This is a genomic window from Pseudothioclava nitratireducens, from assembly GCF_029210495.1.
GTDB lineage: Bacteria > Pseudomonadota > Alphaproteobacteria > Rhodobacterales > Rhodobacteraceae > Pseudothioclava > Pseudothioclava nitratireducens.
On record NZ_JARGDK010000004.1, the window covers coordinates 259033 to 278439 of the forward strand.

General features: G+C 63.6%; 18 protein-coding genes. 5 read left to right on the forward strand and 13 right to left on the reverse strand.

Annotated elements, in window-relative coordinates; translation table 11 throughout:
• Positions 1 to 66: 66 nt before the first annotated feature.
• The 4 genes from P0X85_RS06845 to P0X85_RS06860 are packed head-to-tail and all read left to right on the forward strand — an operon-like array spanning position 67 to position 5688.
• Positions 67 to 1188 carry an AI-2E family transporter gene (locus P0X85_RS06845; protein WP_275810509.1) on the forward strand — a complete coding sequence of 374 codons (1122 nt, stop codon included), beginning with the start codon at positions 67 to 69 and terminating at the stop codon, positions 1186 to 1188.
• Positions 1189 to 1194: 6 nt separating this feature from the next.
• Positions 1195 to 1863, forward strand: a complete 669-nt coding sequence (locus P0X85_RS06850) for an HdaA/DnaA family protein (RefSeq protein ID WP_275810510.1) — start codon at positions 1195 to 1197, stop codon at positions 1861 to 1863.
• Positions 1864 to 1920: 57 nt separating this feature from the next.
• Positions 1921 to 4086 (forward strand): RNA degradosome polyphosphate kinase, encoded by a 2166-nt coding sequence (locus P0X85_RS06855; RefSeq protein WP_275810511.1) that lies wholly within the window; start codon positions 1921 to 1923, stop codon positions 4084 to 4086.
• A gap of 51 nt (positions 4087 to 4137) precedes the next feature.
• A complete protein-coding gene (locus P0X85_RS06860; protein WP_275810513.1) occupies positions 4138 to 5688 on the forward strand; it encodes a Ppx/GppA family phosphatase in 1551 nt (516 codons plus the stop codon).
• Here the strand turns inward: P0X85_RS06860 and P0X85_RS06865 are convergent.
• The 5 genes from P0X85_RS06865 to P0X85_RS06885 form a co-directional block, all read right to left on the reverse strand.
• Positions 5685 to 6068: an AAA+ family ATPase gene (locus P0X85_RS06865; protein WP_275810516.1), complete on the reverse strand. Its 384-nt coding sequence runs from the start codon at positions 6066 to 6068 to the stop codon at positions 5685 to 5687. The genes P0X85_RS06860 and P0X85_RS06865 overlap by 4 nt on opposite strands.
• Positions 6069 to 6108: 40 nt before the next feature.
• Positions 6109 to 7122 carry an endonuclease/exonuclease/phosphatase family protein gene (locus P0X85_RS06870; protein WP_275810518.1) on the reverse strand — a complete coding sequence of 338 codons (1014 nt, stop codon included), beginning with the start codon at positions 7120 to 7122 and terminating at the stop codon, positions 6109 to 6111.
• The gene (locus tag P0X85_RS06875; RefSeq protein WP_275810520.1) at positions 7123 to 7815 is read right to left on the reverse strand and encodes a molecular chaperone DjiA; all 693 of its coding nucleotides are present in this window, start codon (positions 7813 to 7815) and stop codon (positions 7123 to 7125) included.
• Positions 7816 to 7939: 124 nt separating this feature from the next.
• Positions 7940 to 10069, reverse strand: a complete 2130-nt coding sequence (gene scpA, locus P0X85_RS06880; protein ID WP_275810522.1) for a methylmalonyl-CoA mutase — start codon at positions 10067 to 10069, stop codon at positions 7940 to 7942.
• A complete protein-coding gene (locus P0X85_RS06885; protein ID WP_275810524.1) occupies positions 10041 to 10955 on the reverse strand; it encodes a hypothetical protein in 915 nt (304 codons plus the stop codon). The genes scpA and P0X85_RS06885 overlap by 29 nt, the downstream gene beginning before the upstream one ends.
• Positions 10956 to 11130: 175 nt before the next feature.
• Here P0X85_RS06885 and P0X85_RS06890 point away from each other — a divergent pair, with 175 nt between their 5' ends.
• Positions 11131 to 11622: a DUF4174 domain-containing protein gene (locus P0X85_RS06890; RefSeq protein WP_275810526.1), complete on the forward strand. Its 492-nt coding sequence runs from the start codon at positions 11131 to 11133 to the stop codon at positions 11620 to 11622.
• 4 nt (positions 11623 to 11626) lie between these two features.
• On the opposite strand, the gene P0X85_RS06895 is transcribed toward P0X85_RS06890, so the two are convergent.
• From P0X85_RS06895 to P0X85_RS06930, 8 genes are all read right to left on the reverse strand, one after another.
• The gene (locus tag P0X85_RS06895) at positions 11627 to 13195 is read right to left on the reverse strand and encodes a hypothetical protein (RefSeq protein WP_275810529.1); all 1569 of its coding nucleotides are present in this window, start codon (positions 13193 to 13195) and stop codon (positions 11627 to 11629) included.
• A gap of 3 nt (positions 13196 to 13198) precedes the next feature.
• Complete coding sequence (locus P0X85_RS06900; protein ID WP_275810531.1) at positions 13199 to 15202, reverse strand: acetyl-CoA carboxylase biotin carboxylase subunit; 2004 nt, start codon at positions 15200 to 15202, stop codon at positions 13199 to 13201.
• Positions 15203 to 15357: 155 nt separating this feature from the next.
• Positions 15358 to 15573 (reverse strand): hypothetical protein, encoded by a 216-nt coding sequence (locus tag P0X85_RS06905; protein ID WP_275810533.1) that lies wholly within the window; start codon positions 15571 to 15573, stop codon positions 15358 to 15360.
• A 328-nt stretch (positions 15574 to 15901) separates the two neighbouring features.
• Entirely contained in the window at positions 15902 to 16297 is a 396-nt protein-coding gene (locus P0X85_RS06910) for a hypothetical protein (protein ID WP_275810535.1), read from the reverse strand.
• A 42-nt stretch (positions 16298 to 16339) separates the two neighbouring features.
• On the reverse strand, positions 16340 to 16699 hold the full coding sequence (locus tag P0X85_RS06915) for a hypothetical protein (protein ID WP_275810537.1): 360 nt from the start codon (positions 16697 to 16699) through the stop codon (positions 16340 to 16342).
• Between the two features lie 198 nt (positions 16700 to 16897).
• Complete coding sequence (locus tag P0X85_RS06920) at positions 16898 to 17023, reverse strand: hypothetical protein (RefSeq protein ID WP_275810540.1); 126 nt, start codon at positions 17021 to 17023, stop codon at positions 16898 to 16900.
• A gap of 235 nt (positions 17024 to 17258) precedes the next feature.
• Positions 17259 to 17774 (reverse strand): DUF6497 family protein, encoded by a 516-nt coding sequence (locus P0X85_RS06925; RefSeq protein WP_275810543.1) that lies wholly within the window; start codon positions 17772 to 17774, stop codon positions 17259 to 17261.
• A gap of 7 nt (positions 17775 to 17781) precedes the next feature.
• The gene (locus P0X85_RS06930) at positions 17782 to 19314 is read right to left on the reverse strand and encodes an acyl-CoA carboxylase subunit beta (protein ID WP_275810546.1); all 1533 of its coding nucleotides are present in this window, start codon (positions 19312 to 19314) and stop codon (positions 17782 to 17784) included.
• Positions 19315 to 19407 lie beyond the last annotated feature (93 nt).

A 19407-nucleotide genomic window follows, 5' to 3' on the forward strand; every position in this document is an offset into this window, starting at 1 on the left:
CAGCGCAGACCTTGAAACGGGGGCTTCGATGGGCAATCTGGGACAAGTCTTTGACAGGAGTGACGAATGGCTTTGCCGGTGCGACAGCAGGTAACCTATTGGGGCGTGGCGGCGGCGGGGCTTGGGTTTGCGCTCTGGGGGTTGGGCGATGTGATCCTGCCCTTTCTCGTCGGTGGCGCGATCGCCTATTTCCTCGACCCCGTCGCTGACCGTCTTGAACGGCTGGGGCTGAGCCGGGTTGCCGCAACCGCGACCATCGCCACCATCGCGACGCTTGCCTTCGTCATCCTTGCGCTGGCCATTGTGCCGATGCTCGTGCGTCAGCTTGGCCAACTGGTCGAAACCGCGCCGGAAATCGCGCGGCGCCTTCAGAGTTTCCTGACCACGAGTTTCCCCTCCTTGATGGAGCAGGGCTCCGTCATCAATGAAACGCTTGCATCGGTGGGCGAGGCGGTGAAGGCGCGCGGCGGTGAATTGGCCCAAACGGTATTGTCCTCGGCGATGGGTGTGGTGAACGCGGTCGTGTTCATCGTCGTTGTGCCCGTCGTGGCGTTCTACATGCTGCTCGACTGGGACCGGATGGTCGCCAAGATCGACGGCTGGCTGCCGCGCGATCATGCGGGCACGGTGCGGATGCTCGCACAGCGGATCGACCGGGTGCTGTCGGGCTTTGTGCGCGGGCAGATCTCGGTCTGTCTGATCCTCGCGACCTTCTATGCGGGGGCGCTGATGGCGGCGGGGCTGAATTTCGGGCTGATCGCGGGGGTGATCGCGGGCGGGCTGACCTTCATCCCCTATGTCGGCGCTCTGGTGGGGGGCGCGCTGGCGATCGGGCTGGCGCTGTTCCAGTTCTGGGGCGACTGGATGTCGATCGGTATCGTCGCGGCGATTTTCGCCGCCGGGCAATTCCTTGAGGGCAATGTCATCACCCCGCGCCTTGTAGGCAATTCGGTCGGGCTGCACCCGCTCTGGCTCATTTTCGCGCTCTCGGCGTTCGGCACGCTCTTTGGCTTCGTTGGTATGCTTGTCGCGGTGCCGGTTGCGGCGGTGATTGGCGTGCTCACGCGCTTCGCGCTGGATCACTATCTTGCGGGGCGGCTTTACATGGGGCTTTCGGGGCGCGATGAAGCGGGTCCAGAGGTGCTTGCCGCCTCCGAACCCGATGCCGAAACCCCGAAAGAAACCTGAGAGCCGATGACCCGCCAGCTTGCCTTCGACCTGCCCCTGCGCCAATCGCAGGGCCGCGAAGATTTCTTCGTGGCCCCCGCCAATGCGCTGGCACTGGCTACGCTGGACGCGCCGGAAAGCTGGCCGCAGGGGCGGATGCTTTTGATCGGTCCCGAGGGGGCCGGCAAGTCGCATTTGGCGCAGATCTGGTCCGACGATCACCAAGCGCGGATCGTGGCGGCCCGTGATCTATCGGAGGCCGGCATCCCCGCCCTCGCCACCGGCGCGGTGGTGGTCGAGGATGCGCAGAAGATCGACGGTAACCGCTCGCTTGAGGACGCGCTGTTTCACCTGCACAACCTGCTTCAGGCCGAGCGCCGCGCTTTGCTGATCACCGCCTCACGCCCGCCCCGCGACTGGGGACTGTCGCTGCCCGATCTGCAAAGCCGGATGGACGCGATGGCGAGCGTGCGGATCACGCCCCCCGATGACAGCCTGCTCGCCGCCGTTCTCGTCAAGCTGTTCAACGACCGCCAGTTGACCGTGTCGCCGCAACTCATCGACTGGCTGGTGACGCGGATGGACCGCTCCATGGGCACCGCGCGCAAGCTGGTGGCCGCGCTCGATGCGCGCGCACTGGCCGAAGGGCGCAAGATCACCCGCGCGCTCGCCGCGGAGGTTCTGGACAGTCTGTAACGCAGGGCGCAAGATAGTGTCACAGCGCCATTACAAAACAGCATCATAAGCGCGGACATGACCAAGGCAGATTTTCTCAAGACCCCCTTCGCCGCCCCTGTCGAGATGCCCAAAGAGGTGATCTCGGGGCCGGGCCGTTTCTTCAACCGCGAATTGTCGTGGCTGGCCTTCAACTGGCGCGTGCTGGAAGAGGCGATGAACCCGCGCGTCCCGCTTCTGGAGCGGCTGCGCTTCGTGTCGATCTCGGCGACGAACCTCGATGAGTTTTATACCGTGCGCGTGGCCGGGTTGCGGGAATTGGTGCGCGAGGGCAACACGACGCCCAGCCATGACGGCCTGACCCCTTCCGAGCAACTCGTGCTGATCGATCAGGATGCGCGCCGCCTGATGAGCGCGCAGCAGACGAGCTGGAACAAGCTGCGCAAGCTGATGGAGGGAGAAGGCATCCACCTGCTGACCCGCTCGAAGCTGACCAAGCGCGACAAGACCTATCTGTCCGAGCACTTCCTCGACAAGGTGTTCCCGGTGCTCTCGCCGCTGGCGATCGACCCGGCGCACCCGTTCCCCTTCATCCCGAACACGGGCTTCTGCCTCGCGCTCGAACTGGAACGCGAGACTGACAAGCGCCGGCTTCAGGCGCTCTTGCCGATCCCGCAACAGATCGACCGTTTCGTGCGACTGCCGGGCGGGGCGCGGTTCCTGCCGCTCGAGGAATTGCTGCTGCTGCATCTCGGCTCGCTGTTTCCGGGCTACCGTGATGCGGGCCACTGCGCTTTCCGCGTGCTGCGCGACAGCGATCTCGAGGTCGAGGATGAGGCCGAAGACCTCGTGCGCGAGTTCGAAACCGCGCTGAAACGGCGTCGCCGCGGGCAGGTGATCCGGCTCAAGATCACTGCGGGCGCACCGGATTCGCTGCGCCGCCTGATCATGGACGAGCTGCATGTCTCGACCGATGAGGTGGTTGAGGTGCGCGGTCTTCTGGGGATTGCCGATCTCAAGGAACTGGTGCTTTCGGAACGCTCCGATCTGCTCTGGCCGTCCTTCACCCCGCGCGTGCCGGAGCGGGTGCAGGACCATGATGGCGATATGTTCGCGGCCATCCGCCAGAAGGACATGCTGCTCCATCACCCCTATGAGACCTTCGACATGGTGGTGCGCTTCCTCAATCAGGCCGCCGCCGATCCCAACGTGCTCGCGATCAAGCAGACGCTCTATCGCACCTCCAAGGATAGCCCGATTGTCACGGCACTCTGCGAAGCGGCGGAGATGGGCAAATCGGTGACCGCTCTGGTCGAACTCAAGGCCCGTTTCGACGAAGCCGCCAATATCCGGCAGTCGCGGCGGCTCGAACGTTCGGGCGCGCATGTCGTTTACGGGTTCATGAATTACAAGACCCACGCCAAAATCTCGACCGTGGTCCGGCGCGAGGGCGATCAGCTTGTCACCTACACCCATTACGGCACCGGCAACTATCACCCGATCACCGCGCGGATTTACACCGATCTGAGCTTCTTTACCTGCGACGCGGCGCTCGGGCGCGATGCCACCAAGGTGTTCAACTATCTCTCGGGCTATGTGCAGCCCGAGGGGCTGGAAAACCTTGCAATCTCGCCGACGACGCTGAAGCCGCGCCTTCTCGACCTGATCGCGCGCGAGGCGGAATTCGCCCGCCAAGGCCGCCCGGCCGAGATCTGGGCCAAGATGAACTCGCTCATCGAACCCGAGGTGATCGACGCGCTCTATGCGGCCAGTCAGGCAGGCGTGAAGATCAGCCTCGTGATCCGCGGCATCTGCGGCATCCGACCCGGCATCAAGGGCCTGTCGGAAAATATCCGCGTCAAATCCATCGTCGGCCGCTTCCTCGAGCATTCGCGGATCGTCTGCTTCGGCAACGGGCACGGGCTCCCGTCGAAAAAGGCGCGGGTGTTCTTCAGCTCGGCGGACTGGATGGGGCGCAACCTGAATCGGCGCGTGGAAACGCTGGTCGAGGCGCATAACGACACCGTCAAGGCACAGATCGTCAGCCAGATCATGGCGGCCAATATGGCCGATGAGGCGCAAAGCTGGATCTTGCAGCCCGATGGCCGCTTCCTGCGCGATCTGCCCGAGGACAAGGGCGATTTCTTCAATTGCCACCGGTTCTTTATGGAATATCCCTCGCTCTCGGGACGTGGGTCCGCGGGGGCAAAAGATGTTCCCAAGCTTGCCCATAGCCAAGACTGACCGTAGCCTGCGGGCGGGCCACGCGGTCCGATTCACTGCCAAGGGTCCCCGATGACACCGAAATCCAAGACGTCGCGCAGTTATTCCCCCGCTGACGATTGGGACCCGTTCGGGGTGCCGCTATTCGACGATCCGGGCGCGCGCGCGCTTAGTCGCGTGGGCGTGGTCGATGTCGGATCGAACTCTGTGCGGATGGTGGTATTTGATGGCGCCGCCCGCAGCCCGGCCTATTTCTACAACGAGAAAGTCATGGCGGGGCTGGGTCAGGGGTTGGCCGAGACAGGGATGCTCAACCCGCAAGGGCGCGAGCGCGCCTTTGCCGCGCTCAAGCGTTTCTCGCTCCTGGCCAAGGGGATGGAGATCGGCCCGCTGACCTGCGTTGCCACCGCTGCCGTGCGCGACGCCGCGGACGGCCCGCAATTCCGCAAGCTGGTGGAAAAGGAAACCGGGCTGCATCTGCATGTGATCGACGGGCTCGAAGAGGCGCGGCTGTCGGCGCAGGGCGTGCTCTTGGGCTGGCCCGAGGCCGAAGGTCTGATCTGCGACATTGGCGGGAACTCAATGGAGTTGGCCGAGGTGCGCGGCGGCAAGGTCTGGCGGCGGGTCACTTCGCAGCTTGGGCCGTTCCGGCTTCAGCAGATCCCGAAAAAGGACCTGCTCGCGCATATCAAGGCGACGATGGCCGATCTTGCGCAGCAAATGGGCACGGATCACGACCGGATTTACCTTGTGGGTGGCTCGTGGCGGGCGATCGCACGGCTCGACATGGAGCGACGCAAATACCCGCTTCTGGTGCTGCACGAATACCGGATGACCCCGGAGAGCACGCTCAAGACGCTCGACTGGATCGAGAAAAACGATCTGAGCGATCTGCGCGGGCGCACCGGCACATCGAGCGCACGGATGGAGCTGGTGCCATGGGCGTCGATGGTGCTGCGAGAACTGGTCACGAGTTTCGCACCCAAGGAAATCGACGTCTCCTCCTACGGTATCCGCGAAGGATTACTTTACGAACAGATGCCCGAACGGCTTCGCCGCCGCGACCCGCTGATCGAGGCCTGCCGCCATGCGGAACGCACCATGTCGCGCCTGCCGGGCTTCGGCAAACGGCTACACCATTTCATTGCACCGATCTTCGGCACCGTGCCCGGCGAACAGTTCCGTCTGATCCGCGCAGCCTGCCTGCTGCATGATACGACCTGGCGCACCCATCCCGATTACCGCGCCGAGGCCTGCTTCGACAATGTGACCCGTGCTAATATGGCCGCGCTGAGCCACCCCGAGCGGGTGTTCCTTGGGCTGGCGCTCTTGCATCGCTACAAGAATTCACGCTCCGGGTCGCGTTTCACACCCCTCTTCGATCTGCTCAGCGACGAGCAAATCCGTGACGCAGAAATACTTGGCAAGGCGATGCGCTTCGGCGCGATGTTCGCGCTGCACTCGCCGCAGGATGCGGGTGAACTGGTCTTTGATGGCGACAAATCGGTGTTGGAACTGCGCCTGACCGAGAAAGGTGCGGGACTTTTCGGCGAGGTGGCCGAAGCGCGGTTCGGGTCGCTCGCCTCCTCGCTGAAGGCCAAGCCCAAGGTCAAAATGCCCTAAAGCTCGATTTGACCGTTCTCGTCCGGGACCGGCCCGCCCGGCAACGGCGCGGGTGGCGGCGCATCCGGGCGACGGCGAATGATGATATCGCCATTGGGCAGCCGCTCGGGCGCCTCATAATTGCGGACATCGTCGAAGAGCGCGATCAACTGATCTATCGCCGGGCCAAGCTCTTTCGCAGCGCCTTCAAGGCCCTTCTGCATCTGGTCGATGGTCGGCTCCATCTCGTCCATGAAGCCGCGCAGGATCAACTCGATCCCCCGCTCCAGAAGGCTCATCCCTTCCTCGACATCACCCGCCGGAGGCTCCAACCGATCTTGCGCAGCCAGCGGCGCGGCAAGGCTCAGGGCAATCAAACTGGGCGCAATGATCCGTTTCATGGGGCCAATATAGACGCTCCGGCACGCAATTACAGCCAGTTCAGAGCGAAATATCGACGCTCACCGGAAAGTGGTCGGAGGCCTGCAACAACGCTTCGCGCAGTTCGGGCGTTCGATAACAGGCCGGATCGTCGAACGGATGCCAGATCCGCCAATCGGGCGCATCGGCGCACAGATCGGGTGAGAGCATGATGTAATCCAGCATCGCCGAGAAATACTGCTTCTCCTCTGGTAAATAGAACCGCGCCGAGGAGGGCATCGCCGCAGTCGGATGCGGCCGGTTGATCCGGGCATGCGGATCGCGCAAGCGCCGCGCATGCGGGCCGCCCTCCCCCGCGACGATCTCGACCCCGGAACGCCCAAACAGTTTTTCATACTCGTCGAGACCCGGACCGTCGTTGAAATCACCCAGAACGATCAGGCTCTCGCCCCGATCGAGATGCCCCTCCACGCGTCTCCGGAGCCAGATACATTGCGCCAGCTGCTTGCGCCGGTTCTCGATTGCGATCCGGCTCGCCGCCTCGGGGCTGGTCGCGCCATGCGGCGCTTTCGACTTGATATGCACGCCGATCAGCCGCAACAGGCGCCCTGCCGCCGTTTCCAGCGCCACTTCGAGCGGCGGCTTCGAAAAGGTCACAAGGTCAAGCGTCGCGTCGATATCGAGATCAATCTTCAAACTGGCATCGAAGCGCGGTGCAAGCGGGGCCTCGTCAATCGGATCATGACGCGCACTCACCTTATCAGGGTCGTAGAGCAGCGCGATTTCCTGCTGCGTATCGTTCGAATAGCCAACCAGTGCCTTATTCTGCCGCAACCCGAAATGCGCCGCGAAACTTTCCAGCATCGGCACAGTCTGGCGCCGCGAATTGTTGTCGGGCGCTTCGATCACCATGATCACATCGGCATCCAGTGCAGTCAGCACTATGGCAATCGCACCCAATTGCTGTGAGCGGGTCACATTGTAGCGCGCCGACCACTCGTCATCGTCGAGCATCTGCCCGTTACGATTGAACAGATTGGCGAACCACTCGATATTATAGGTTGCGATGCGCATTCATGCCGCTTCCTTGCTGATCGCATCCCACGCCTTGTTGAGCGCAATCACCCGCTCCTCAGCAAGCCGGACCGCTTCTTGCGGCAGGCCGCGCGCGATCGCGCGGTCGGGATGCGCCTCGCGCACCAGCGCGCGCCAGCGCTTGCGCGCCTCCGCGAGCGGAACACCGGGTTCGAGTTCAAGGACGGTCCACGGGTCAGGCTCCGCCTCGGGCACGAAGCTCGCGCGGATCGCGCGAAAGCAACACGCCTCCAGCCCGAAGATCGCCGCGACCTCATGGAGGAATGCGTCCTCTGCCTCGTGATAATCGCCATCCGCAACGGCAATCGCAAACAGCCCCTCGAGCAGATCCTTGAGCACCGGATTGCCCGGCCCGAACATCGCCGCGATCTTGCGCGCATAGGCGTCAAAACCGGCCACATCGGTGCGCGCCATGTTGAACACACGTGCGGCATTCGCCTCTTCGCCGGGCGGGATCTGGAACACGCGGCGAAACGCCGCCACCTCGTCGCGCGTCACCTGCCCGTCAGCCTTGGCCATCTTCGCGCCGAGTGCGATCACCGCGATTGTGAAGGCGACCGTGCGTTCGGGCGGCGCGCGCAGCTGATCGAACACAGCCGTCAGCCCCTCGCCTCGACCAAGGGCCGAGAGCGCCTGCGCAATGCGTGACCAAAGGGAAACCGGCTTGTCCATGACGTCAACTTTAACGCCCCCGCAACCCGAATGCACCCGCAAAGCAAAAGGGCAAGGTCGCCCCTGCCCTTTCAGTCTGCCAAAAATATCCCGGGGGTTAGGGGGCAGAGCCCCCGGCCTCGCCTCAGGCCCGCGCCGCGCGTACGATGTCGAGAATCTCGCGCGCCGCTGCCGGGATGTTGGTGCCCGGCCCGAAGATCGCCTTGACGCCAGCCGCCTTGAGGAAATCGTAATCCTGCTGCGGGATCACGCCGCCGCAGATCACGATGATATCCTCGGCGCCCTTCTCCTTCAGCGCTTCGATCAGCTTCGGCGCCAGCGTCTTGTGACCTGCTGCCTGGCTCGAGATGCCGACGACATGCACGTCATTGTCGATCGCGTCCTGCGCGGCCTCTTCGGGGGTCTGGAACAGCGGCCCGACATCGACGTCAAAGCCGATATCGGCGAAGGCGGTCGCGATCACCTTGGCGCCGCGATCATGCCCGTCCTGCCCCATCTTGACGACAAGCATCCGCGGACGGCGGCCTTCGGCCTCGGCGAAGGCGTCGACGTCCTTCTGGATCTGCGCAAAGCCCTGATCGCCCTCATAGGCCGCACCGTAGACACCGGCGAGCGTCTTGACCTCGGCGCGGTGGCGGCCGAACTCTTTTTCCATAGCCATCGAGATTTCTCCAACAGACGCCCGGGCGCGCGCGGCTTCGACCGCCGCCTCGAGCAGGTTGCCACCCTCTTTCGCGCGGCGCGTCATCTCTGCCAGTGCAGCCTGACATTTCGCCTCGTCGCGGGTCGCGCGCATCTTCTCGAGGCGCGCGATCTGCGCCTCACGCACCTTGACGTTGTCGATGTCGAGAATGTCGATCGGGTCCTCTTTCGCGAGGCGATACTTGTTCACGCCCACGATAACTTCCTCGCCGCGGTCGATCATCGCCTGACGGCGCGCCGCCGACTCCTCGATGCGCAGCTTGGGCATGCCCGAGGCCACAGCCTTGGTCATCCCGCCCATTTCCTCGACCTCTTCGATCAGCTTCCACGCCTCTTCGACGAGCTTCGCGGTCAGGCTTTCGACATAGTAGGAGCCTGCCAGCGGATCGACGACATTGGTGATCCCGGTCTCTTCCTGCAAGATGAGCTGTGTGTTGCGTGCAATCCGCGCCGAGAACTCGGTCGGCAGCGCGATCGCCTCATCCAGCGCGTTGGTATGGAGCGACTGGGTCCCGCCCAGCGCCGCCGCCATCGCCTCATAGGCGGTGCGGACCACGTTGTTATAGGGGTCCTGCTCCTGCAAGCTCACGCCCGAGGTCTGGCAGTGAGTGCGCAGCATCATGGAGCCCGGCTTCTGCGGATTGAATTCGGACATGATCCGGTGCCAGAGCAGACGCGCGGCGCGCAGTTTCGCGACCTCCATGAAGAAGTTCATGCCGATGGCGAAGAAGAACGACAGACGCCCGGCGAACTTGTCGACATCCATGCCCGCATTGATCGCGGTGCGGACATATTCGCGCCCATCCGCCAGCGTATAGGCCAGCTCCTGGACGAGGTTCGCACCGGCTTCCTGCATGTGGTAGCCCGAGATCGAGATCGAGTTGAATTTCGGCATCTCGTTCGAGGTGTATTCGATGATATCCGCGATGATCCGCATCGAGGGCTCGGGCGGATAGATATAGGTATTGCGGACCATGAACTCCTTGAGGATGTCGTTCTGGATCGTCCCCGAGAGCACCGAGCGGTCATGGCCCTGCTCTTCCCCGGTCACGATGAAGTTGGCGAGGATCGGGATCACGGCGCCGTTCATCGTCATCGAGACCGAGATTTGATCGAGCGGAATGCCATCGAACAGGATCTTCATGTCCTCGACGCTGTCGATGGCCACACCTGCCTTGCCGACATCGCCGACAACGCGCGGATGGTCACTGTCATAGCCGCGGTGGGTGGCGAGGTCGAAGGCGACCGAGACACCCTGCTGACCGGCGGCCAGAGCCTTGCGGTAAAACGCGTTCGACTCCTCGGCGGTCGAGAAGCCCGCATATTGGCGGATGGTCCACGGGCGGCCCGCATACATCGTCGCGCGCGGGCCACGGGTGAAGGGCGCAACGCCCGGCATCGACCCCAGATGCTCCATCCCGTCGAGGTCGTCCTCGGTATAGAGCGGCTTGACCTCGATCCCTTCCAGCGTGTGCCAGGTCAGGCTGTCGAGCGGCTTGCCCCGGAGTTCTTTCTCCGCGAGCTTAGCCCATTCCTCTTTTTTGTTCGTCATGGAACAGTCCTTCTTCCTCTGCCGCCGCCCCCGGATGTGCCCCCGAGGTTTCGGCGTTTTCGACATAGTTGAGACCCGGCGCGGCATTGCGAAGCCGGGCGATGTCATCGTGGTAGCGTGCGAGCATCGTCGCGCGCTGCGAGGGCGAGAAAGGCATGTAGCGCCCCTCCTCACCCGGTTCAGAGCCGTCAGGCCGCGCGCCTTGGCACGGCTGGCTGGCATTTCGGATGCGCCCCGGCTCATAGAGCCCGGACGGAAGATTTATCCCCGGCGCCATGGCACGCAGTTGCGCGGGATGGTTGCCCGCGAGCGCCTCGAAGCTCCAGACCCGGATCGGGCGCGTGCCGAACGCGGCCTGCGCAGCGGCGGCCACCTCGGTCCAGCCGCGCGGATGCTGAACCAGACGGTCGAGGCCGCGAGGGCCGGGCTGCGCAAGCCCTCGCGCCCGCCCCACTGCCAGCACAGACGCCCACCACAGGTCATAGCGCCGGATCGAGAGCGCGAGCCCGGTCAAATGCGGGCCGAAGGCCCAGGCGAGCCGATCAAACCGCGCCCGTGCGTCGGGATAGAGCGTCTCTTGGTCAAGGCAATAGAGCATCGAGCCGAGCGTGTTCTCTTCGGAGATCACGAGCCGTTCGACACCCTCATCGGCCAAACGGTCGATTTCGTGCCGGATGCGGGCTGCACCGGTGCGCGCAAAAGCCTCATCCTCGGGCCCGACCAGATCGGGGCGCTTCACCAGCCCCGCGAACAGACCTGATCGCGTGCGCTCCGGCCCCCAGACCGCCGTGCCCGCGCGCGCCAGCGCATCCTCGTTCTGCAAGAGCCAAGCCTGCAACGATGTCGTGCCCGTGCGGTGTGCGCCCAGATGCAAGATCACGTCCACGATACTGCCCATCCATTGCGAGGGCAGTGCCGCTGCCGTCGCCTGTTCAACCGGATGCCAGTCTGCGCGCCGAGGTCTGGAGAACTGCTTAAAGCGCGAATTTTGCGAAAATTTGTGGTGCCGCGCATGGCGGCGGGGCCGATGCGCCCCTATATTCGAGCCCAAGGAGGACATGATGATCGCACGATTAGTCCTTGGAATCGCACTGATTTCATTCATCGGAACAGGCGCGGCGCTGCATGCGCAAGAGGCGCTCGATCCTGCATTGACAACCGAGGCGGACGCCTCCTCATTCGCCCCGATTTCGGGCGCTGATGCGGATTTGAGCCAATTTGTCTGGAAAAACCGGCCTGTCGTGGTCTTTGCAGACAGCCCATTCGACCCGGCATTCATTGAACAGATGCGGCTCCTGGAAGCACGCTGGCCGGAGCTTGAGATCCGCGACGTCGTGGTCATCACCGACACCGACCCGGCTGCGGCTTCGTCCGTGCGCAAGACGCTACGCCCGCGCGGGTTCTCGCTCGTGCTGATGACCAAGGACGGGATGGTGTCGATCCGCAAGCCGCTTCCTTGGGACGGGCGCGAGATCATGCGCGCCATCGACAAGATGCCGATCCGCCGCGAGGAAATCCGCAACGGGGCGCCGGTCACCGTCAGGTCGCGCTGAGCCATCATTGCGTGGCCTCGCTTTGCGGGGCAGGCTCGATTGTCAGGCTCGCCTCGGACGGAAGGGTCTCGGCAAAGGCGCGCATCTTTTCTTGCAAGGGCTCGGCCTGCGCCGGATCGGTCGCATAGAAGGCCACTTTCCAATCGCCCAACGCGTTGCGCGGCGGGGCCATGGTCAACTCCCCCAGACGCACCCAGTCCGCGCCCACCGCAGACGCAAACCAGCTGTCATAAATCATCGCCAGCTGGACGCCCTTGGCGCGCGCGAGCGGTCCGGCCCAACCGGGCGCGGTCTGCGCCGCCATCCGCGCCTCCAGCGCCTCGGGCGAGCCGAGACCGTAGAGATCAAGGACATAGTTCGGATTCTGCCACGCGACATAGCCCAGATCGTTCACCGCGACCGGCACCTGCGCGTAATCTTTGGCGAAACGCGCCATCTGCGCCTGTTGCAGCCCGATCGCGCGCGGCCACCAGACATAGTTGCCAACCAGCTTCGGCCAGAAGGCCCATGCCGCGAAACCAAGCGCCGCGATCACCAGCACATGGGCCGCGCGCGGTTGCGCGATCCGGTCATGACCCGCGACCAGCACCAACCCCGAAACCTGCGCGGCGATGATGTAGTGCTCATAGCGGTGCATCCAGCCGATCTGCCCCGCGATCAGATGCGCAAGCCCCGCGACACCCAGCACGATAAGCAGCGCTCCGCGCCCATTCTCCCGCATGGGACGCAGGATCGGGGCAAGGAAGCAGATCAGCGTCAGAAGGACCAGCAGCGCGCCAGCCGGTTCGATCACATTGCCAAGCAAGGTCCGAATGAACCGGCCCAGCCCGCTCGCCTCGGGGCCGGCAAGGCTCACCTTGGCGATAACGGAACCCGGCAGCGGCGCAAGACCCTGCGACATCAGGAAACCCGAGAAGGCCAGCACCGGCGCAAGCGTCGCAACGCCCAATGCAAGACCCGCACGGATACGCCCTTTGAAGATCAGCACAAGGCAGGCAAGCCCCGAAAGCGCCAGCCCCTCAAGCCGGAACAGCGGCGCGAAAAGCATCCCGAGGATTAGTAGCGCGCCGATCTGGCCGCTGCGCAGAAAGGTCCAGAGCCCCAGCACGGTGGCCAGCGCGGCGGCCGCGTGAAAGCTGTTCTCCATGCCCGTGAACCCCACGCCCGGCATGTTGAGCGCCAGCGGCCCGATCACGGCAAGAAACACCGCAACCACCCCTTGCAGCCCCGAGCGCGCGATCGCAACGCCCCAAAGCACCGCGCTCAGCACAACGGCGATCGCATTGAGCACAAGCGGCATGTAGCGCTGCATCTCGCTGCCCGCGAAGGGCGTCAGCAGCGCCGGGTAGAGAATGGAAGACGCGGCCGAGGCTGGCTCGCCCGCGTTGATGCCATAACCGCCCTCAGTCAGGCTCTCGGCCATCGCAAGGTGGATATAGACGTCATCGAGTGGGTATTCGAACTCCCAACCCGCAAGCGCCGCCGCCCCCGCTTGAAGCCCCACGAAACCCACGATCGCGCTTAGCGCGGCGATCAGAGCCAGCGGGACGGAAAAGGTTGGCGACGGCTGCATGGGTTATTCGAACTCCATGATGATGTCGTCGACCTTCAGCGAAGCCCCCGCCTCGGCATTGATGGACTTGACCACGCCCTTGCGCTCGGCGCGCAGGATGTTCTCCATCTTCATCGCTTCGACGGTCGCAAGCGCCTGACCTTCCTGCACTTCCTGACCTTCCTCGACCGAGATCTTCACGACGAGACCCGGCATCGGGCAGAGCAGGAACTTGGAGGTATCCGGCGGCAGTTTGACCGGCATCAGCAGCGCCAGCTCATGCTGACGGGGCGTGCGGACATTGACCTTGAGGTCCGCGCCGCGCACGCGGATGCGGAAGCCCATCGGGATCTTGCCGACCTTGAGCACCAACGGCTCGCCGGAGACATCCAGACGCGCGAGCGAGTCGCCCGGCGTCCAGTCGCTCTCGACGCGCAGTTCGGCACCATCCTCGAAGCGGATGGTCGAGCCGGATTTGTCGGCGGCGACATGGACCCTGAAGCTCTGATCCTGAAGCGAGACAACCCAATCCTCACCGACATGACGCTCGTGATTGCCAAGCGTGCCCGAGATGCGCGTACGACGGATTTCGGCAACCCGGTTCATCGCGGCGGCAGCGGCGGCCACGCGCTTGAGCATGAAGTCGCCCAGTTGCACGCCCTCGAAACCTTCGGGATATTCCTCGGCGATGAAGGCGGTGGTCATGTCGCCCGCGGCGAATTTCGGATGGTCCATCACGGCCGAGCAGAACGGCAGGTTGTGGCCGATGCCCTCCACCTCGAACGTGTCGAGCGCGAGACGCATCTCTTCGATGGCATGCGCGCGATCTTCGCCCCAGGTGCAGAGCTTGGCGATCATCGGGTCGTAATACATCGAGATTTCGCCGCCCTCATAGACGCCGGTGTCGTTACGCACGATGCCGCCGCCCTTGGTCAGGCCTTCAACCGGCGGCCGGTATTGGGTCAGACGGCCGATCGAGGGCAGGAAGTTGCGATAGGGGTCTTCGGCGTAAAGGCGGCTTTCCATCGCCCAGCCGTTGATCTTGAGATCGCTCTGCGCGAAGGGCAGCTTCTCGTCGTTGGCCACGCGGATCATCTGCTCGACGAGATCGACGCCGGTGATCAGCTCGGTCACCGGGTGTTCCACCTGAAGGCGGGTGTTCATCTCGAGGAAGTAGAAATTTTTGTTGCCATCGACGATGAATTCCACGGTGCCCGCCGAGCAATAATCCACGGCTTTCGCCAGTGCGACGGCTTGCTCACCCATTGCCTTGCGGGTCTCGGGGTCGAGGAACGGGGACGGCGCCTCTTCGATGACCTTCTGGTTCCGGCGCTGGATCGAGCATTCACGCTCGTGCAGGTAGACGGCGTTGCCGTGCTTGTCGGCCAGGACCTGAATCTCGATGTGGCGCGGCTGGGTCACGAATTTCTCGATGAAGATACGGTCATCGCCGAAAGAGTTGGCGGCCTCGTTCTTGGACGACTGGAAGCCCTCCCGCGCCTCATCGTCGTTCCAGGCGATCCGCATGCCCTTACCGCCGCCGCCAGCCGAGGCCTTGATCATCACCGGATAGCCGATCTGCTGCGAGATTTTCACCGCCTCGTCGGCATCCCCGATCAGACCCATATAGCCCGGAACAGTCGAAACACCGGCCTCTTGGGCCAGTTTCTTCGACGTAATCTTGTCGCCCATCGCCTCAATCGCCGAGGCCGGCGGACCGATGAAGGCAACACCCTCTTTTTCAAGAGCTTCTGCGAACTTCATGTTCTCCGACAGGAAGCCATAACCCGGGTGAACCGCTTCGGCGCCGGTCTGACGGATCGCATCCATGATCTTGTCGATCACGATATAGGACTGGTTCGCGGGCGGCGGGCCGATATGAACCGCCTCATCCGCCATCTGGACGTGCAGCGCGTGCGCGTCGGCATCCGAATAGACGGCCACCGTCTTGATGCCCATCTTGCGAGCCGACTTGATCACGCGGCAGGCGATCTCGCCGCGGTTTGCGATCAGAATTTTCTTGAACATGTCAGTCCCTTCCCATCGGGCGCCGGGGGTGAACCCCTGCCCCGCTCTTCGTGATTTCCGTTCGGTTGGCGAAATAGAAAACGCCACCGGAGGGAAGCCCCCCGGTGGCGCATGGCGACAGGTGACCCGCGAAGGTCACCGAATGGATGTTGCGATCAGTAGCGCGGCGTGCAGCCGGGCACGTTGAGATCGTCGCAATAGGTGCCGGCCAGCGCGCCGATGGCTGCGCCTGCAACCATGTTCTCGTCGGTCGCATCCGCGATGAGCGCACCGGCAGCGGCGCCTGCGAGGGCGCGCTCACCGTCGGTTTGCATGCAGCCCGCAAGGGTTGCCGACGCGAGAAGGGCGAGGATGAACGGGGATTTGCGCATGAGTATCTGCCTCCAGAAGGGTTGTTTATTGCGCCCGAATCTACCGCAACCCCGCAAAAAGCCAATTCAAATCCGCTTGTCCCGCAGCCCGTGGCGCAGGTTTCGGCGAAGCCCCGCCGATCGGCGGCGGGAAAATTCGGTCTGACCCGAAGGCCAGACCGAGAAGTAAGGGAAGGGGTAGGGATTTGACGCAAGCCAGAGCCAAGATGAGGCACAGCCCCGACTGCCCCACCATGCTGCGCCCCAAAGGCCCCGGACGCAAAGGCAAATCGCCCGCCCTCAGCAAGATGCGCGACATGCTGCCGATCAAGGGAATTGAGCGGCAAGATCATGCCCAATCCTCCTCGTCGTCGTCAGCAACCCAATCGAACGCGTCCGGGTTGTCGAACACGTCGGGGAAGGAGACACGCGCACGGCTCGCATCGATCCGCAGCAGTGCGTCATAGGAAGCCGGGTCGAAGGGGTCCTCGGCAGGCACAACCTCGCGCCCGAACAGCCAGCTCAGCCGCCCGGCATCGAGATTGCCGCGCTCGAACGGCTCTTCGCCGAAATGCGCCCACAGCGCCGCCATGAAGCCCGCATCCGCGCGCCGGTCCGCCGGTGCGCGATCCTTGAAGCGCTCACGACGGATGATCTTGGTCGCCCCGTTCTTGTTCGCGCGGCGAATGACGAATTGATAGTCGGTTCCGGACAGACGCCCCGGAAAGCCGCGATGCTTCAGCATGACGCGCCCCCCATCACGGGCGAACGCGTCATGCGTTCGCGGTTACACGCCGTTCGGCGCAGTCGTTTGGCCGCCGGTCGGGTTACGCTGACCGCCGGTCGGATCGCGATTGTCGGTATTCTCGTGGTAGGGAAGACAGACAGGCACACTGGCGACATTCGCGCTGCTGACATTGGAGCCGGAGACATAGCGCGTCCCGGGACCGCAATAATCGGAGCACAGCGGCAGAGTCGAGGGGAAGGCACTGGTGACCGGCTGATCTTCCTCGCGGCACTGACCGACGAGCGTATCGCCATATTTGCCGGTATAGACCGGCTCGGGCGTGACAGGCTCAGGCGCGGGCGCCTGACAGGCCGCGACAAGACCGAGAGCACCAAATACTGCAACGAGTTGAATACGCATGAGTAGCTCCTCCTTTGGTCCGGGACTCGGACATCGAAAGGATAGCACAGATCGCGTTCAGAGAGGATGTGGCCCTTTGCAGCGGCATCGCGCGCCGCAAGGCCAGAGGCCGAAGGGGCGCAACGCAGGCCGCGCCCCTCGGCTGTGCCGGTCGTCCCATGCCCCGCGACGGATCGCGCGGTCAGGACGCGCGGCGTCTTACTTGTATTTGCCGGTGTAGGTCGGCTCGACCGAGACGGGCTCGACGGGCATCGGTTCGGGCTTGGGTGCGCAAGCCGCGACGAAAGCGACGAGGGCAACGGCGATGAAGGCTTTCTTCGACATAGGTTTCTCCTGTCCCAGCAGAGGCGGTTCGGGTCTGCGCCCGCCGCCATCCGCACAGATTCGTTGATGGACGGCTCATGCCGCCCGACGCCCAGAGTAGCGCGGCTCGCGGTTGCACAGAAGGAAAAACGCACGCGGGTCAACGCCATAGGCAGAGCCATGCCGAAACCGCAGGCGACCGGCGCAGAGGCGCCCTGCCCGGCTTCGATCCGATCTGCGATGGCGCCTGCGCGCATCAGTAGAACTCCCAAGTACAGGCCCCGTCCGCGATGGAGAAAGCCTCAAAATATTGCACCGCATCCGGCGCCGTTTCGCCGAAGGGCAAGATCCGGTCGGACAGGCTGATCATGATCTGGATCGGTGCCGGTCCGGGGGTTGCGATGCGCGGGACCACATAGGTCTCGCACAGCGCGGCGATGTCGAGCAGCGCCACATCCGAGGACAGGGGCGCGGCCCCGCCGATCTGCGGCGCGAGGAAACGGAAGCGGTAGGTCAAACCGCCCGACCCCTCTTCGAAATGGATGATGTCGATCCACCAGACCTTCTGCCCCGATGGCACCGGCACCGCCTTGCCGAACGTGCCCGCCGGGCCATCTCCCTGCTCCGTATCGTCGGGATGCATGAAGAGGCTGTAATCCGGCACGACAGGCAGTTCGCGCAGCTCTTGCGCGCAGACCGGCAGCGCGACGGCAAGGGCCGCGAATACGCCCCCTGCCAGTCTGTGTCGCGCTCTCCCGATCCCCGCGCTCACAACATCCTCAGAGCGGGATATTGTCGTGTTTTTTCCAAGGGTTGGAAAGTTTCTTGGAGCGCAGCGAAGCAAAGGCGCGCGCCACGCGGCGGCGCGTCGAGCGGGGCTGGATCACCTCGTCGATAAAGCCCTTCTCGGCGGCCACGAACGGGTTGGCAAAGCGGTCTTCGTAGTTCTTGGTGCGCGCCGCAATCTTCTCGGGTTCGCCCAGTTCCGAACGATAGAGGATCTCGACCGCCCCCTTGGCGCCCATCACCGCGATCTCTGCGGTCGGCCAGGCGTAGTTGAAATCACCGCGCAGGTGTTTCGACGCCATAACGTCATAGGCGCCGCCATAGGCCTTGCGGGTGATGACGGTGACTTTCGGCACCGTCGCCTCACCATAGGCAAACAGCAGCTTCGCGCCGTGCTTGATGACGCCGCCATATTCCTGACCGGTGCCCGGCAGGAAGCCCGGCACGTCCACAAGCGTCAGGATCGGAATTTCGAACGCGTCGCAGAAGCGCACGAACCGCGCGGCCTTGCGGCTCGAGTCGATGTCGAGACAGCCCGCGAGCACCATCGGCTGGTTCGCCACCACACCCACCGTCTGCCCCTCGAGGCGCACGAAGCCGGTGATGATATTGCCCGCGTAATCCTTCTGGATCTCGAAGAAATCGCCTTCGTCGGCGATCTTCACGATAAGTTCCTTCATGTCATAGGGCATGTTCGGGTTGGCCGGGATCAGTGTATCGAGCGAATCCTCGACGCGGTCGACCGAATCGAAGAACGGGCGCACCGGCGCCTTTTCGCGGTTCGACAGCGGCAGGAAATCGATCAGACGACGGGTTTCCGCAATCGCCTCGACGTCATTTTCATAGGCGCCATCGGCCACCGAGGATTTCTTGGTGTGAGTCGACGCCCCACCCAGCTCTTCGGCGGTAACCACTTCGTTCGTCACGGTTTTGACGACGTCGGGGCCGGTCACGAACATGTAGGAGGTGTCTTTCACCATGAAGATGAAGTCGGTCATGGCAGGCGAATAGACCGCGCCCCCCGCACAGGGGCCCAAGATCAGCGAAATCTGCGGGATAACGCCCGAGGCCATGATGTTGCGCTGGAACACTTCGGCGTAACCGGCGAGCGAGGCCACACCCTCTTGGATACGTGCGCCGCCGGAGTCGTTCATACCGATCACCGGTGCGCCATTCTGCATCGCCATATCCATGATCTTGCAGATTTTTTCGGCGTGGGTTTCCGACAGAGAACCACCAAAGACAGTGAAGTCCTGCGAGAAGACATAGACCATGCGGCCATTGACCGTGCCCCAGCCGGTGACGACGCCGTCGCCGGCCGGCTTGTCATCCTGCATGCCGAAATCGGTGCAGCGATGGGCCTTGAACATGTCGAACTCTTCAAAGCTGCCCTCGTCGAGCAAAAGTTCGATCCGCTCGCGCGCGGTCAGTTTGCCCTTGGCATGCTGCGCATCGATGCGGCGCTGACCGCCCCCAAGACGCGCCTCGGCGCGGCGGTCTTCAAGCTGGCTCAGAATGTCTTTCATGTGTCCCCTCCGAAGATTTGGGGCACACTATACGCGCGCAACATTATTCCAAAGCGGATTCCGGTAAATTTGCAAAAAATTGGCACAGTAAAA